The sequence below is a fragment of the Burkholderia sp. AW33-5 genome, assembly GCF_053427615.1.
In genome coordinates, this window is the sequence record NZ_JBSAXA010000021.1 from 66,906 (window position 1) to 81,083 (window position 14,178).

Here is a 14,178-nt window from a genome sequence, read left to right on the forward strand (position 1 = left end):
CCGGCCGGTAAGCTCGGTGTCACGCGCACCTCGCGGCCAGATCGGCCAGGCGGCGCGCAACATCGATACGCAACCGGGGAACCGACATGAAGAACTTGATCCGGCACACGTGCGCGGCTCGCGCGGGCAGCATGCTGCTCGTCGCGTGGTGCGTCGGCATCCTCGCATCGGTTGCGTTCGCCGGCGAGCCGGGCGGAGGCAACCAGGCCCCCGGCTTTTATCGGCAGAAGCTAGGCGACCTGCGGATCGTCGCGCTGTCCGACGGCACGCATCCGTTTCCGGTCGATACGGTCTTCCGGGATATCTCGAAGGAAGCCATCCGGCGCGATCTCGATCGCGCGTTTCTCGAGCCGCCGGTGCAGGGGGCGATCAATGCGTTCCTGGTCGATACGGGAACGAAGCGGATCCTCGTCGATTCGGGCGCCGGTGTGCTGTACGGCGAGTGCTGCGGCAAGCTGCTCGCCAACCTGCGTGCGGCCGGTTATGCGCCGGAGCAGGTCGACGAAGTGCTGCTCACGCACCTGCACAAGGATCATGTCGGCGGTATCGCGTCGAACGGCAGGATGACCTTTCCGAATGCAGTCGTTCGCGTCAACGAGATCGAAGCGAAATACTGGCTCGATCCGGACAACAAGGCACAGGCGCCGGCGTTTCTGGCATCGTTTTTCGATGCGGCGGCCGTGTCGGTCGCGCCGTACGTCGCGGCCGGGCGCTTCAAGACGTTTCGCGGCGAGGCGACGCTCGCCCCCGGCATTCGCGCGGTGCCGATGCCCGGTCATACGCCGGGCCATACGGCCTACCTGATCGAGAGCGGCGACGCAGGGCTGCTCGCGTGGGGCGATATCGTGCATGTCGCGGCGATCCAGTTGCAGGATCCGGAGGCGACCGTCCAGTACGACAGCGACGCCGACGCGGTGCGCGGCTCTCGGCGCGCTGCGCTCGAGCGCGTGGCGGACAAGCGTTATCTGGTCGGGGCCGCGCACATCGCATTTCCCGGCCTCGGGCATTTGCGCAAGGACGGGGAGCAGTACGACTGGGTGCCGGTCAACTACGACACGACACCACTTCGATGAAGCGAAGGCGCGCGGCGGCGGTGGCCGCGCGTGACGGAATCAGCGGGACAGTTCGCGCCGCCAGGCGCCAGGCGGATGGCCGACGATGCGGACGAACACGCGGTTCAGGTGGCTCTGGTCCGCGAAGCCGCACACGGCCGCGATTTCCGCGAGCGACATGTCGGTCGTCTCGATCAGTTGCCGTGCGCGGATCACGCGCTGTTCGAGCAGCCATTGATGCGGTGTGCGTCCCGTCGTGCTCGAGAACGCCCGAATGAAATAGCCGCGCGACAGATCGCATTCGCTCGCGACTTCCTCGATCGATACGCCGAGATCGGCCTTTTCCAGCAGCAGCTCTTTCGCGAGCGCCGCCTTCGCCGGCGACAGCAGGCCCTTGCGCTGCAGGTCGCGCGCCCCCGCATGGCCGTACTGGCGCGCGAGATGCGTGCCGATCGCGAGCCCCATCTGCTCGACGAACAGCGCGTTCAGCGCGCCGGGCTCGTCGAGGCTGTCGGCCACCGCGTGCGCGAGATGGCCCAGCACCGCGTCCTGTACGTCGGGTGCGCAGGTCAGGCCGCCGATTTCGGTGCCGTCATGCTCGCGGCCGAGGCCGCCGAGATACGCGTGCGACAGCTCGACCAGCAGGAAGTCGAACTTGCCGTACAGGTCGGCACGGAAATTCCGGGAGAAGTCGCGAATGTAGATCGAGTTGTGCTGGAACCGCCGCTCGGAACGGGATTGGCCGGTACCGCCGTAGATTGTGCGCCGGTGCCCGCCGTTGAGCGACACGCCGATCAGGAAGCCGCGATCGCTGGCTGCCATCTCGATGCGCTCGAAATGCTCGTCGCGCATGCATTTGCGATGGAGCTTGAGCCCGCCGACTGAGCGTTCGACATCCTTGGACAGCAGGCTCGACAGGCAACCGAGCGTGTCTTTCGGCAGTGCGGCAGGGGGCGCGACGAGGGAATCTGGCATGACAGAAAAATCCTTCGATGGGAGCGGCGCGCGAACATTTTTACGCGAAGTTTATACGGTGCGCTCAATCGGCCCAAGTTAACTTGAATAAATGTCCACTTACTGACGAAATGCTTGCTGTCGTCCGACCCGCGCCGCGCGGGCCTCGACCGGCACGCGAATACACCGCCGTGGCCACGATCCGGTCACTCCTGCCCTATTTACGATCGCGTGGCGCACGCCTACGGGCGCACGGGTGTGGAGGCGGCCAGCGCATTTTCCTTCAAGATTTTTGTTTATACGGCGTTTACACTCGCTCCACATTCTGAGACTTTGCGTCCGCCCGGCGGCGCTGGACGGGTGTGCATCCCCGCCCCTGTGGACTGCCGTGTTCACATGGCGGTCATCGTCGGGAACCTGGAGGCGGCCATGATCCAGATCGGGACGTTGTCGGTGGATTTCGAGCAGCGGGACATTCGCCACCACGGCGCGTCGCTGCGTATCGGCGCACGCGCGCTTGACATACTGGAAGTACTGCATCGCGCCAACGGTTCCGTCGTGTCGAAGGACGACATCATGGATGCCGTGTGGCCGGGCCTGATCGTCGAGGAAAACCGGCTGCAGGTTCATGTCGCGACGCTGCGCAAGGCGCTGGGCGCGGACCGTGACCTGATCAAGACGGTGCCGGGCCGCGGTTACCTGCTGATCGCGAATCCGGCCGTCGCGCACGAGGCCGCGCCGGGCGCGGCCTCGTTGCCGGCCGAGCCCGTCGCCGTGGGCCGCCCGGTTCCGCTCGTTGGACGTCAAGCGGAGATCGCGCAGATCGTCGACATGATCGAACGCGCGGCGGTCGTCACGCTCGTCGGGGCGGGCGGCATCGGCAAGACGAGCCTGGCCGGCCGCGTCGCCCATGAGCTGCGCGAGCGCTCCGGCGAACGCGTGCTGTTCGTCGCGCTTGCGAGTGCCGCGACGCGCGACGACGTGCTGCTCGCGATCGCCGCGGAACTCGGCCTCGAGACCGACCGCGTGCCGGGCATCGACCGGATCGTCGAAGCGTGCGCCACGTCGCCGGCCCTGATCGTGCTCGACAACGCGGAACACGTCGTCGATCTGGTGGCCGATCTCGTCGATACGCTGACGTCGCGCGCGCCGTCGCTGCGCGTGCTCGCGACGAGCCGCGAACCCCTGCATATCTCGGTCGAAGCTGTGTTTCGCGTGAGCCCGCTGGCGGTACCGGACGGCGACGTGCCGCTCGGCGAGATCGTGCGTCATTCGGCAGTCGAACTGTTCCTCGCGCGGATCCGCGCCGCCGCGCCCGACTGCGCGGTCGATGCGGCCAGCATCCGGTTGATCGGTGACATCTGCCGACGTCTGGACGGGCTGCCGCTCGCGATCGAACTGGCTGCCGCTCGCGTCGCGACACTCGGGCTCGAGGTCGTCGCCGCGCGTCTGGATGACCGGCTGAACTTGCTGACCGGCGGGTTGCGCTCGGCGCTGCCGCGCCACCAGACGTTGCGCGCGACGTTCGACTGGAGCTACGTGCTGCTGGATGCGGCCGCGCGCGCGCTGTTTCGCCGCATGGCGTGCTTCATCGGCCCGTTTACGTTCGATGCCGCGCGCGAGGTCGCGATGGATCCCGGCATGTCGGCCGCCGAGGCGATCGCGGTGCTCGGCGAAATGGTCGCGAAGTCGCTGGTGACCGTCGAGTTCCACGGGGCGCAGGCGCGTTACCGGTTGACGGAATCGACGCGCGCGTACGCGCTCGAGAAACTGCACAACGAAGGCGAATTCGACGTCGTCGCTGAGCGTCATGCGCGCTACGAGCGCGAGCAGGGCGAAGCGCGAATGCAACCGCAGATGGAGACGGAGATGCCGCCGCCGGACACCGACCTCGCGGGCACGCGTGCCGCCGCAGACGTGCCGGCGCCGCGCGAGCCCGTCGCGGCCGAGCCGTGGGCGCAGGGAGCGGACGCGTTGGCGCTCGCGTTGCTGGAACCGGCGCGGATGCGCGAATGCGCGCATCCGGCGCGGCGGACGCTCGACGCGATCGAGGCCGGCGGCATCGACGCCGCGCGCGAGATGCGCTTGCGCGCGGCCTACGCGACGGCGCTGCTGCATACCGACGGCGATACGCACGCGGCCGCCGCGATGTGGGACCGGACGCTCGTGCTCGCGGGCCGGATCGGCGACGAGGCGTTCGACGCGTGTGCGATGGTCGGGCTGTGGAACACGATGCTGACACGCTCCGACATTCATGAATCGCTGCGCTATGCGACGCGCTTCGAACGCGCGGCCGAACGGCGCGGCGACCGGCCGCAGCGGCTGCTGGCGAACGCGATGGTCGCGACGTCGCTGCATTACTTCGGCGAACACGCGCAGGCCCGCGAGCGGCTGGAGGCCGCGACCGCCGGGCTGGCCGTGGCTGGCGAGCCGTCGTGCGCGGAAGCCGCGCTCGGGATCGACGTCACGACGCTCGGCCGCACGATGCTGATGCGGCTCGTCTGGATGCAGGGCGATCCGGAATATGCGATGCGGCTGGCCGCACAGACGGTCGAATCCGTACGCCGCACCGGGTCGGGGCCGGCACTGTGCGTCGTGCTCGGCGCCGCGGCTGTGCCGATCGCGTTGCGCTACGGCGATCACGACCTGATTTCCGACTATCTCGGCACGCTGCGCTCGACCGCGGAGGCGCACGGGTTCGACATCTGGCTCAGTCACGCGGAAGGTCTCGCTGGCCAGTTCGACATACAGGCCGGGCATCCCGGCGCTGGTCTGGCGCGGCTCGAGCCCGCGCTGCGGCGCATCGAGGCGAGCGGGTTCCGGCGACTGCTCGCGCCACTGGTCGTCGCGTACGGGGAAGGGCTGACGCGCACCGGCCGCGCGGCCGAGGCATGCGTGAAACTCGACGCGACGCTCGCGCGCTGCCGCGCGCACGGCGAGCACCTGTTCGTGCCGGAACTGTTGCGCGTCCGAGGGCTCGCGATGCTCGAACAGGCCCGCACCGCGGAGCCCGATGCCGCGCTCGCTTATGAAGTCGAAGGGCACCGGCATCTGCTGACCGGGATCCATACCGCGAACGGGCAAGGCGCCGCGATGTGGGCGCTGCGCGGCACGCTGGATCTGTCGGATCACCTGATCGAGCGCGGGCGCATCGCGCAGGCATCGTCGCTGGTGGCCGACCTGTCGGGGCAGATCGACCCGCAGTCGCGCGCGTTCGACGTGCGCCGCCTGGCGCGTCTGCAGAACTTCGTTCGCCAGGAGACCAACGCGTCGACCAGCTCGACGCGCGCGCGACGCGAGGCGGCGGATGCGATGCAGTCGGCGGCGTGACGGCGCGCGGGCCGGTCGTTCAATGTTCAAGGAGGAAGGGATGGTCGGTGGATCGTCAAACCGGATGCATGCCGCGTGCGGCCGCATGCCGGCTTTCGGCGCGGACGGGGGGGCCTGACGATGCTCGAGACGACGGCATCCGCCGAAGCGGCGGACCTCATCGTATACAACGGCAAGATCGCGACGCAGGACGCGCGGCAGTCGTTCGTGACCGCGCTCGCGGTCAAGGACGGCCGGATTCTCGCAACGGGCAGCGGGCACGACGTGATGCGCCATGCGCATGCCGGCACGCTGCGCATCGACCTGAACGGCCGCACCGTGATCCCGGGGCTGAACGATTCGCACCTGCACATGATCCGCGGCGGCCTGAACTTCAACCTGGAACTGCGCTGGGACGGCGTGCCGACGCTGGCCGACGCGCTGTGCATGCTGCGTCGCCAGGTGCTGCGCACGCCGGCGCCACACTGGGTGCGCGTGGTCGGCGGCTGGACCGAATTCCAGTTCGCGGAAAAGCGCGGGCCGACGGTGGCCGAGCTCAACGCGATCGCGCCCGACACGCCGGTCTTCATCATGCACCTGGGCGACAGCGCGCTGCTGAACGCGGCCGCGCTGCGCGCGATCGGCTACGGCCGCGACACGTCGAGCCCGCCCGGCGGCGAGATCCAGCGCGATCGCCTCGGCAGGCCGACCGGCATGCTGATCGCGCGCCCGGACATGGCCATTCTGCACGAGGCGCTCGAACGTGCCCCGAAGCTCGGCCACGACGACCAGATGAATTCGATGCGGCATTTCATGCGCGAGCTGAACCGGCTCGGCGTGACGAGCGCGATCGACGCGGGCGGCGACTTCCAGGCGTTTCCGGACGACTACGGCGCGATCCTGGCGCTCGCGCGGCGCGGCGAAATGACCGTACGCGTCGCGTACAGCCTGTTCGTGCAGCACGCGGGACGCGAGCTCGACGACTACGCGCGCTGGGTGACGCTCGCGAAGCCCGGCGACGGCGACGCGTTCCTGCGCATGAACGGCGCGGGTGAACTGCTCGTGTATTCCGCGGCCGATTTCGGCAATTTTCTCGAGCCGCGCCCCGATCTGCCGGCGGCGCTGGAGGCCGAACTGGCCGCGGTGGTGCGGCTGCTGGTGCGGCACCGCTGGCCGTTCCGGCTGCATGCGACTTACGACGAATCGATCGGCCGCTTCCTGAACGTGCTCGAAGCCGTGAACAGCGAGACGCCGTTCGACGGCCTGCGCTGGTTCTTCGATCACTGCGAGACGATCACGGACGCGAACATTGCGCGCATCGCCGCGCTCGGCGGCGGCGTGACGGTCCAGCACCGGATGGCGTTCCAGGGCGAGTACTTCATCGCGCGTTACGGCGCGCAAGCCGCGATGCGCACGCCGCCGATCCGCGCGATGCTGGCGGCCGGGCTGCCGGTCGGCGCGGGCACCGACGCAACGCGCATCGCGAGCTACAACCCGTTCGTGGCGCTGTACTGGATGGTGTCGGGGCGCACGGTCGGCGGCACGGCGCTGTATCCGGAGCGCAACCGGCTCAGCCGGATGGCGGCGCTGCGCTGCTATACGGTCGGCAGCGCGTGGTTTTCCGGCGAGGACGACTGCAAGGGCGCGCTGGTGCCCGGCCACTACGCCGATTTCGCGGTGCTGACGGACGACTACTTCACGATCGACGAATCGCAGATCAAGTCGCTGGCGTCGGTGCTGACGGTCGTTGGCGGCAGGATCGTGCATGCGGACGACGAGTTCGCGTCGCTCGCACCGCCGCCGCCGGCGGTCAGCCCCGCGTGGTCGCCGGTGGCCGAATTCGGCGCCGCCGGCCGGCAACGTCCAGCCGAGTCGGCGTCGCTGCACGCCACGGCCGGCGTGGGCCCGCAGGCGGCCGGTGCCGTGCGCGGGCTCGGACGCGCGTTCGTGCAGCGCCTGCGTGCGGCCGCGACGGAAACCGTCGAGCACTGCGAAGCATCGGGTTGCCCCGGTTTCGCGTTCTAGGCCGACGCTGTACCGGCAGGGATGCCGGCCGCGTCGGCGCGTGCCGTGCGAGGCATGGACAATTTTCCGCCTCCGGTGGGGGGCAGAAGGAGTCGAGATGAGTTCTGCGCATACGTGTGCATCGGCCGACCACGAAGTCGCCGGCGTCCGCATCCCGCGGACGCCGATGGCGATCGAAGCGGCCGAAGCGGCCCGCGCGTCGCTGCCGCGGGCGATCACCGGGCATGCGAGCCGGGTGTTCGTACTCGCGTCGCTGGCCGCGCGTCGGGCCGGCGAGACTTGCGATGCCGATGCGCTGTATGTCGCCGCGATGTACGCGAACATGGGACTGAGCACCGCGTATGGCCGCTCGGCCGCGCGCTACGAGCTCGACAGCGCCGATGCCGCCGATACGTTCCTGCTGCGCCACCAGACGTCGCAGCGCCTGCGCGACGACGTGTGGCACGCGATCGCGCTGCATACGACGCCCGGCGTCGCCGCGCGCGTGTCGCCGCTCGCGCGCGTGCTGGCGGCCGCCGTCTCGACCGATCTGATGGCCACCGATTTCGACGCGTATTCGGCCGACGAGCGGCGCGCGCTGCTCGCCGCCTACCCGCGCGGCGAAGGCTTCGGCGACGCGTTCCTCGATGCGGTCGCGCGCGGCGTCGCGCACCGGCCGGCGTCGACGTTCGGCACGTGGAGCGCCGATGTGCTCGAACGCGCTGATCCGGATTTTCGCCGGCCGAATTTCTGCGGGCGCGTGCTCGGCGCGCGCTGGAAGGACGCCTGACGGCGTCTTGCGGGTTTCGGCGGCGTGAGCGGGTGCCGTGGATGCCGGTCAGTGCGCAGGCGCCTGCGCACCGGGTTACGCACTCACGCCCGCCGCATCGTGACGCGCATAGTCGACGTAGCCCGCGCGGTCGCCGCCGTACCAGCCGACCGTCTTCGGCGCGGCGAGCGGTGCGTTCGCCGCGAGGCGTTCGACCAGATCGGGGTTCGCGATGTACGCACGCGCGAACGCGACGAGATCGGCGTCGCCCGCGTCGATCAGCGCATTCGCGGCATCCGGCGCGATGCCGCCGTTGACGATCAGCGTGCCGCCGAAATGCTTGCGCGTGTTTGCGACGATGCGCGGCAGGTCGGGTTCGCCGCTCCAGCCATTGGTGTCCGCCGCGTGCAGGTAGGCGACGCCGGCTTCGTCGAGCATCCGGCCGACGTATGCGTACGTCGTATCCGGATCCGCGTCGCGCACGTTGTTGTACTTCGCGTACGGCGAAATGCGCACGCCCACGCGGCTCAGCGGCATCACGGCGCCGACCGCGTCGACGATCTCCGCCAGGAAGCGCGCGCGATTCGCGACCGAGCCGCCGTAACGGTCGTCGCGGCGGTTCAGCGTCGACGACAGGAACTGATGCGGCAGGTAGCCATTGGCCGCGTGGATCTCGACGCCGTCGAAGCCGGCCGCCATCGCGCGAACGGCCGCGTCGCGGAATTCATCGACCGTGTCGGCCACCTCGTCCGTCGTCATCGCGCGCGAAGGTGTCGCGTGAATCTTCGTGTAATAGCCGTTCTGCAACTGCGCCCACACCTGCAACTGCTCGAGATCGTCGTTGACGCCGGATGGCGACAGCGGCGCGTCGCCGCCGAGCAGCGTCAGCGAACTCACGCGGCCGCCGTGCCACAACTGCGCGAAGATGCGGCCGCCGTTCTCGTGCACGGCATCCGTGACATGCTTCCAGCCGGCTGCCTGCTCGTCGGTGACGAGCCCCGGCGTCAGTTCGAACGAGGCGGAAGCCGGGCTGACGTTAGTCGCCTCAGTCACGATCAAGCCGGCTGACGCGCGCTGCGCGTAGTACTCGGCCATCAGTTCGGTCGGCTGGCCGCGCGACGGCGCGCGCGAGCGCGTCATCGGCCCCATCACGACACGGTTGGGAAGCGGCAGGCCGCGCAGGTCGTAGTGGCTGAGCAGGGAAGACATGATGGATTCCTTTTGGCGTGACGCAGGGCGGCACCGCGTGTCGCTTGACAGCGACCGGTCAGGCGGCGGGCCCTGCGGAAAGTTCGGGAAAGACGGAGCTGAAGCTGATCAGCAGCGAGGTCGCGAGGAACAGCCCGGGCGTCTGCACGACCGCGGCCGCCGCGAGGCTCGCGATCGACACGACGGCCGTGACGATCATCAGGTTGCGGTTCTCGAGCAGGTCGCCGAGCGGCACAATGAAGAACAGGCCGAACGCGTAGCCGATCGGCGTCAGCGACACGGTCAGGCTCGCGGTTTCGCCGGACATGTGCAGGCTGGGCGCGATGAGTTCGGTGATCGGCTGCGCATAGTACAGGTTCGCGACGATCGCGGCGGAACTGAACGCGAACAGCAGGAAGAGGCCCTGCGTGAGTTTGGCCGCGTACCCGTGGGCCGCGAGCGAGGTGGATTCTGCTGACATGGTCGACTCCCTTCGAAAGAGACGCCGGGTGCCCGGTCGTCGGGCGGGCGTAACGGGGTTCGGTTGTTCGTCGCGGCACAACGGAAACCACCGCATTGCCGTCAAGGTTATTGATCGATCGATAACAAGGGAATACGCCCGGGGCGCAATCGAGCTTTGCGCGCCACGCAAAGGGGGCGGACCGTGGACGGATTCATGCGCATGCGCCGAGGCCGAGATCGGTCGCGAACCGCACGCCGGCGTCGGCGAGGCCGGCCGACGCGACCCGGCGCGCGGCCGCCCAGGACGCCGTGCGTCTCGTGACGTCGTGCGCGCCCGCCGGCAGCGCCTGGGCGAGGGTGACCGCGTCGGCGAGAGCCTTCGACATGCCGGATGCCGTATGGGGCCGCAGCGTGCAGGCCGCGTCGCCGACGAGCGCGATGCGGCCGTTGGCGAAGGCCGGACTGAAGACATCAAAGACGGCTTGAACGGACGGGGCGGCGGTCGCGTCGACCAGTTGCGACAGCACCGGCGGCAGACGCTCGTGCGCGAGCATGCCGAGTTCGGCGTGCGCGCGGGTCGACAACAGGCCCGGTTCGGCCGACACACCGTGCAGGCGGCCGCCGAGGTCGGCCAGATGGCTGCGCAACGCGTCGAGGTTCGCTTCGAAGCGGTACCAGATCCAGTTGAAGCGTTGCGCGCGCGGCCCCGGCATGCCGTCGGCGGAGGGAATCTGGAACGCCATGAAAAGTTCGCCGGGCTGCCGGTAGAGCGTCAGGTTCTCGACCAGCATTTCGATGGTCCCGGCATCGAACGCGGCTTCGTCGACGACGCCGCGCCACGCGAAGTAGCCGGTATAACGCGGTGCGTAGCCAGGAAACAGCGCCGTACGGATGCGCGAACCTGCGCCTTCCGCGGCGACGAGCAGGTCCACCCGTTCGCGCGTCGTGCCGATCTGCAAGTCGACACCGTCCGGGGCGCGGTGCTCGACCGTCACGACGCTGTCGTAGCAGATCATCCCTTCCGGCAGCATCGCGCACAGCGCCCGATGGACGATGTCCCACGACGAGAACGGCAGCCATTGACACGCGTCGTCGACGATGCGGCCCGCGCGGTCGATCCAGCGCCGGCGGCGCGTCGGAACCGTCGCGATCGACAGCCGCTGGCCGCCGTGCGCGTCGAGAAATGCCGTCATGCGGCGCAGGACCGCGACACCGCCGCCATGATCGGACACTCGCCGGTCGCACCGCTCGTGGACGACGACCTCGTGGCCGATGCAATTCAGGGTGACGGCGGCGGCGAGGCCCGCGATGGAGCCGCCGGCGATCGCGATCTTCATGATGTGCCTCTCGAAACGGGCCTCCGACGCGGATATCGCGGGTAGCGAAGCCCCCTGAGAGCAGTCTGGATCGGGCGGACTGAATAGTCCTAAACCGCGTCTTAATTCACTTGATTCATGCGGTATGTGCGCGGGCGCGGACGCGCGGTTTCAGTGATGAGCGTCAGCGGCGCTCCCCCTGCAGCGTCGGAATATGCGCGAACAGGCCGGCGAGCCGGTCGACGAACACCTTGAGCTTGACGGGCGTATGCCGGTTGGGCGGATACAGGATCGAGATCGGCCGCAGCGGTGTGTTGAAATCGGTCAGCACCTCGCGTAGGCGCCCCGATTGCAGGTACGGCTCGACCAGGTACAGCGAGGTCTTGATCAGGCCGATGCCGGCGAGGCCGCATGCGATGTAGGTGTCGGCGTCATCGGCCGCGACGGTGCCGCACATCTGCATGATCCGCGTTTCGCCGTCCACGACGTGATCCCACGGCCGCGGCTGGCCCGTATCGGCCGAGATGTGGCTGACCGCGACGTGCTGCGTGAGCTCGTCGACCGTTTCGGGGGCGCCGCATCGTTCGAGATAGGCGGGCGCGGCGCAGGTGGTGAGGCTGCCGATCCGTTTCGCGACCGATCCCGAATCGTCGAGCGCGCCGATGCGCACGACGCAATCGACGCCTTCGCCGATCAGGTCGATCTGCCGGTCGGTCACGCCCAGTTCGACCGAGATGCCCGGACGCGCGGGACGTTGCTCGCCTGCGAGACGGCCGCCTCCATGTCGTCGATTTCGCGTAGCACGCCGACGCAGCGCTCGTAGTACGCCTGCCCGTCCTCGGTGATCGGGATCCGGCGAGTAGTGCGGTTCAGCAGCCGGCAGCCGAGGAGCTGTGCGAGCGTGCTCAGCAGCGCGTATACGCGCTGCGGCGTCAGCCCGGTCGTGTCGGACGCGCGCGTGAATGCCGCCGCGGGCGGGCCAGGAGGGGAGGCCGGGCCCGCACGTACCGGCGGTGGTCGCCCGGTCGGCACCGTCCGATGACGGCGGTGCCGACCGGGCGATCCGGCCATGACAAGCCGGCGCGGCGGCAGCGATTCGCGGCGGAGATCATGTCGTTGCTCCAGGTGTGGGGAGGCCGCGCGGCCGATGACCGCGCGGCGGATGATGAGGGCAGTCTACGCGCGCCGGTGCCATTTCCTGAAACCGCGCCGAAACGTTCTGAACGTGCCGACTCGGGACGTTCACGGCACATGCGCAATCGTCGCTCGTTACCGGTTCGCGACCGGCGCCGGCACCGGCGCCAGCATCGTATGCGGTTCTTTCGTGCGTTGAGGCGCCTTGTGGACCATCGTGTACGCGTAGTCGACGCCCATTCCGTACGCGCCGGAATGCTCTCGCACGATGTTCATCACGGCGTCGTAGGTGTCGTGCCGCGCCCAGTCGCGCTGCCATTCGAGCATCACCTGCTGCCAGGTGACGGGCACCGCGCCAGCCTGGATCATGCGCTGCATCGCATATTCGTGCGCTTCCTTCGACGTGCCGCCCGATGCATCGGCGACCATGTAGATCTCGTAATCGCCTTCGTCCATCGCGCACAGCGCGAAGGTGAGATTGCACACCTCGGTCCACAGGCCGGCGGCGACCACTTTCTTGCGGCCGTTCTTCGCGAGCGCGTCGCGTACCTTCTGGTCGTCCCACGAGTTCATCGACGAGCGCTCGAGGACGGGCTGATTCGGAAATACGTCGAGCAGTTCCGGGAACGCGTAACCGGAAAAACTTTCGGTTTCGACCGTCGTGATCGTGGTCGGGATGTTGAAGGCCTTCGCGGCCTTCGCAAGGCCGACCGCGTTGTTCTTTAGCGCTTGCCGGTCGATCGACTGCACGCCCATCGCCATCTGGGGCTGAAGATCGATGAAGAGCATCTGGCAGTTGTCGGGTGTCAGGACGTCAAGTTTAGGATTACGCATGATCGTGATCTCTCTGGCAGGATGAATCGCGTGACGAACGGTTCGCAAGCCGGATCGGCCGAACCGCGCGGAGTCGACGGAGCCGCTTCGCTTGCAGAGGGCGTCCGCCGATGCGTGAAGATTAGGATGGCCAGGCGGACAAAGAAAATAAAACGTTGTGAATCGATGCCAAGGCGGCAGGCCTGCCGCCCGTGCGTCAGCGCGGCGTGCCGAGGCCGAACGCCGCAGCCAGCTGCGGGCCCTTCTCGAGCAGCGACGTCACTTCGTCACGCCGCCGCGCCGACCACTACGCGAGGCGCGCGACGACGTCGGTCGCATTCGCCGGTAGCGCTTCGGCAAGCGACATCGCATCGCTCGCGGCCTTCGTGCCCGGCGCCGTGCGGGGGCGCACGGTGCATGCTGCGTCGCCCATCAGCGCGACGCGACCGTCGACGAACGCGGGTCTCAACGCATCGAAGATCGCCTGGTTGAACGGCATGCGCGTCGCGTGAACCAGTTGGGAGAGCGTGGCCGGCAGGCGTTCGCCGGCGAGTTGCCGCAGCGTCGCGACGACGTCGTCGGCGAGGTGACCCGGATGCACGGATGTGTGATGGACTTGCCCGGCCCGATCGGTCAGGTGGTGGCGCAGCGCGTCGCGATTGGCCTCGTTGCGATACCACAGCCAGTTGAAGCGGCGCGTTCCCGGTGCGAGCGAGCCGTCGAGCGCGGGAATCAGGAACGCCATGAACAGCTCGCCCGGCACCTTGTGCAGCGTCATGTTCTCGACCAGCGGCGCGATCGACGCGGCATCGAATTCGGCTTCGTCGACGATGCCGCGCCACGCGGGATAGCCCGCGAACGACGGCGCGTAGCAGGGAAACAGGCGCGTGCGCAGGGTCGAGCCCGCTCCGTCGGCCGCAATCAGCACGTCCGCGCGGATGCGTTCGTCGCCCAGGCGCGCGTGCGCGCTTCGTCAAGATGGGTGCAGGTCGTGGTCATCTGCCGCTCCGATGCCCGCGCCGAAGGGCACTCGCAACGCGGCCGGCGCGAGATTGCGAGCGGGGGGAACACGATTCATTGTGGACGGCGCGCATCGCGCGCGGCCCTTAATTCTTATGAAACGTGGCAGCCTCGGCAGCCACGACGACGTACAGTCACACGTATGGCCGGCGTCGAA

General features: G+C 68.6%; 9 protein-coding genes and 2 pseudogenes. 4 read left to right on the top strand and 7 right to left on the bottom strand.

Features of this window, described 5'->3' with window-relative positions; genetic code table 11:
* The first annotated feature begins 86 nt into the window (after positions 1 to 86).
* Positions 87 to 1,073 carry an MBL fold metallo-hydrolase gene (locus tag ACV22V_RS25965; protein ID WP_448015922.1) on the top strand — a complete coding sequence of 329 codons (987 nt, stop codon included), beginning with the start codon at positions 87 to 89 and terminating at the stop codon, positions 1,071 to 1,073.
* A gap of 39 nt (positions 1,074 to 1,112) precedes the next feature.
* Here the strand turns inward: ACV22V_RS25965 and ACV22V_RS25970 are convergent, their stop codons facing one another.
* Positions 1,113 to 2,027: a helix-turn-helix domain-containing protein gene (locus ACV22V_RS25970; protein WP_448015923.1), complete on the bottom strand. Its 915-nt coding sequence runs from the start codon at positions 2,025 to 2,027 to the stop codon at positions 1,113 to 1,115.
* A 408-nt stretch (positions 2,028 to 2,435) separates the two neighbouring features.
* On the opposite strand from ACV22V_RS25970, the gene ACV22V_RS25975 reads away from it, so the two are divergent.
* From ACV22V_RS25975 to ACV22V_RS25985, 3 genes are all read left to right on the top strand, one after another.
* On the top strand, positions 2,436 to 5,336 hold the full coding sequence (locus tag ACV22V_RS25975; RefSeq protein WP_448015924.1) for an ATP-binding protein: 2,901 nt from the start codon (positions 2,436 to 2,438) through the stop codon (positions 5,334 to 5,336).
* Positions 5,337 to 5,456: 120 nt separating this feature from the next.
* Positions 5,457 to 7,340, top strand: coding sequence for an amidohydrolase (locus ACV22V_RS25980; RefSeq protein WP_448015925.1), 1,884 nt, complete (start codon positions 5,457 to 5,459; stop codon positions 7,338 to 7,340).
* A 97-nt stretch (positions 7,341 to 7,437) separates the two neighbouring features.
* Positions 7,438 to 8,109 (top strand): phosphohydrolase, encoded by a 672-nt coding sequence (locus ACV22V_RS25985; protein WP_448015926.1) that lies wholly within the window; start codon positions 7,438 to 7,440, stop codon positions 8,107 to 8,109.
* Positions 8,110 to 8,184: 75 nt separating this feature from the next.
* Here ACV22V_RS25985 and ACV22V_RS25990 read toward each other — a convergent pair whose 3' ends face one another.
* The 6 genes and pseudogenes from ACV22V_RS25990 to ACV22V_RS26015 all read right to left on the bottom strand — a co-directional run bounded on the left by ACV22V_RS25990 (position 8,185) and on the right by ACV22V_RS26015 (position 13,956).
* A complete protein-coding gene (locus ACV22V_RS25990; protein WP_448015927.1) occupies positions 8,185 to 9,297 on the bottom strand; it encodes an alkene reductase in 1,113 nt (370 codons plus the stop codon).
* A 61-nt stretch (positions 9,298 to 9,358) separates the two neighbouring features.
* A pseudogene (locus ACV22V_RS25995) lies at positions 9,359 to 9,757 on the bottom strand (MFS transporter); the annotation flags it as partial.
* A 193-nt stretch (positions 9,758 to 9,950) separates the two neighbouring features.
* Positions 9,951 to 11,075, bottom strand: coding sequence for an FAD binding domain-containing protein (locus ACV22V_RS26000; RefSeq protein WP_448015928.1), 1,125 nt, complete (start codon positions 11,073 to 11,075; stop codon positions 9,951 to 9,953).
* Positions 11,076 to 11,238: 163 nt separating this feature from the next.
* A pseudogene (locus ACV22V_RS26005) lies at positions 11,239 to 12,020 on the bottom strand (LysR family transcriptional regulator); the annotation flags it as partial.
* Between the two features lie 303 nt (positions 12,021 to 12,323).
* Positions 12,324 to 13,022: a hydrolase gene (locus ACV22V_RS26010; RefSeq protein ID WP_448015929.1), complete on the bottom strand. Its 699-nt coding sequence runs from the start codon at positions 13,020 to 13,022 to the stop codon at positions 12,324 to 12,326.
* A gap of 286 nt (positions 13,023 to 13,308) precedes the next feature.
* Positions 13,309 to 13,956 carry an FAD binding domain-containing protein gene (locus ACV22V_RS26015; protein WP_448015946.1) on the bottom strand — a complete coding sequence of 216 codons (648 nt, stop codon included), beginning with the start codon at positions 13,954 to 13,956 and terminating at the stop codon, positions 13,309 to 13,311.
* Positions 13,957 to 14,178: the final 222 nt, after the last annotated feature.

What these genes read in the sequence shown, in the direction of transcription:
- ACV22V_RS26010 (WP_448015929.1), bottom strand. Translation starts at nt 13,022, where the DNA reads ATGCGTAATCCTAAACTTGACGTCCTGACACCCGACAACTGCCAGATG.
- ACV22V_RS25975 (WP_448015924.1), top strand. Translation starts at nt 2,436, where the DNA reads ATGATCCAGATCGGGACGTTGTCGGTGGATTTCGAGCAGCGGGACATT.
- ACV22V_RS25990 (WP_448015927.1), bottom strand. Translation starts at nt 9,297, where the DNA reads ATGTCTTCCCTGCTCAGCCACTACGACCTGCGCGGCCTGCCGCTTCCC.
- ACV22V_RS26000 (WP_448015928.1), bottom strand. Translation starts at nt 11,075, where the DNA reads ATGAAGATCGCGATCGCCGGCGGCTCCATCGCGGGCCTCGCCGCCGCC.
- ACV22V_RS25985 (WP_448015926.1), top strand. Translation starts at nt 7,438, where the DNA reads ATGAGTTCTGCGCATACGTGTGCATCGGCCGACCACGAAGTCGCCGGC.
- ACV22V_RS25980 (WP_448015925.1), top strand. Translation starts at nt 5,457, where the DNA reads ATGCTCGAGACGACGGCATCCGCCGAAGCGGCGGACCTCATCGTATAC.
- ACV22V_RS25970 (WP_448015923.1), bottom strand. Translation starts at nt 2,027, where the DNA reads ATGCCAGATTCCCTCGTCGCGCCCCCTGCCGCACTGCCGAAAGACACG.
- ACV22V_RS25965 (WP_448015922.1), top strand. Translation starts at nt 87, where the DNA reads ATGAAGAACTTGATCCGGCACACGTGCGCGGCTCGCGCGGGCAGCATG.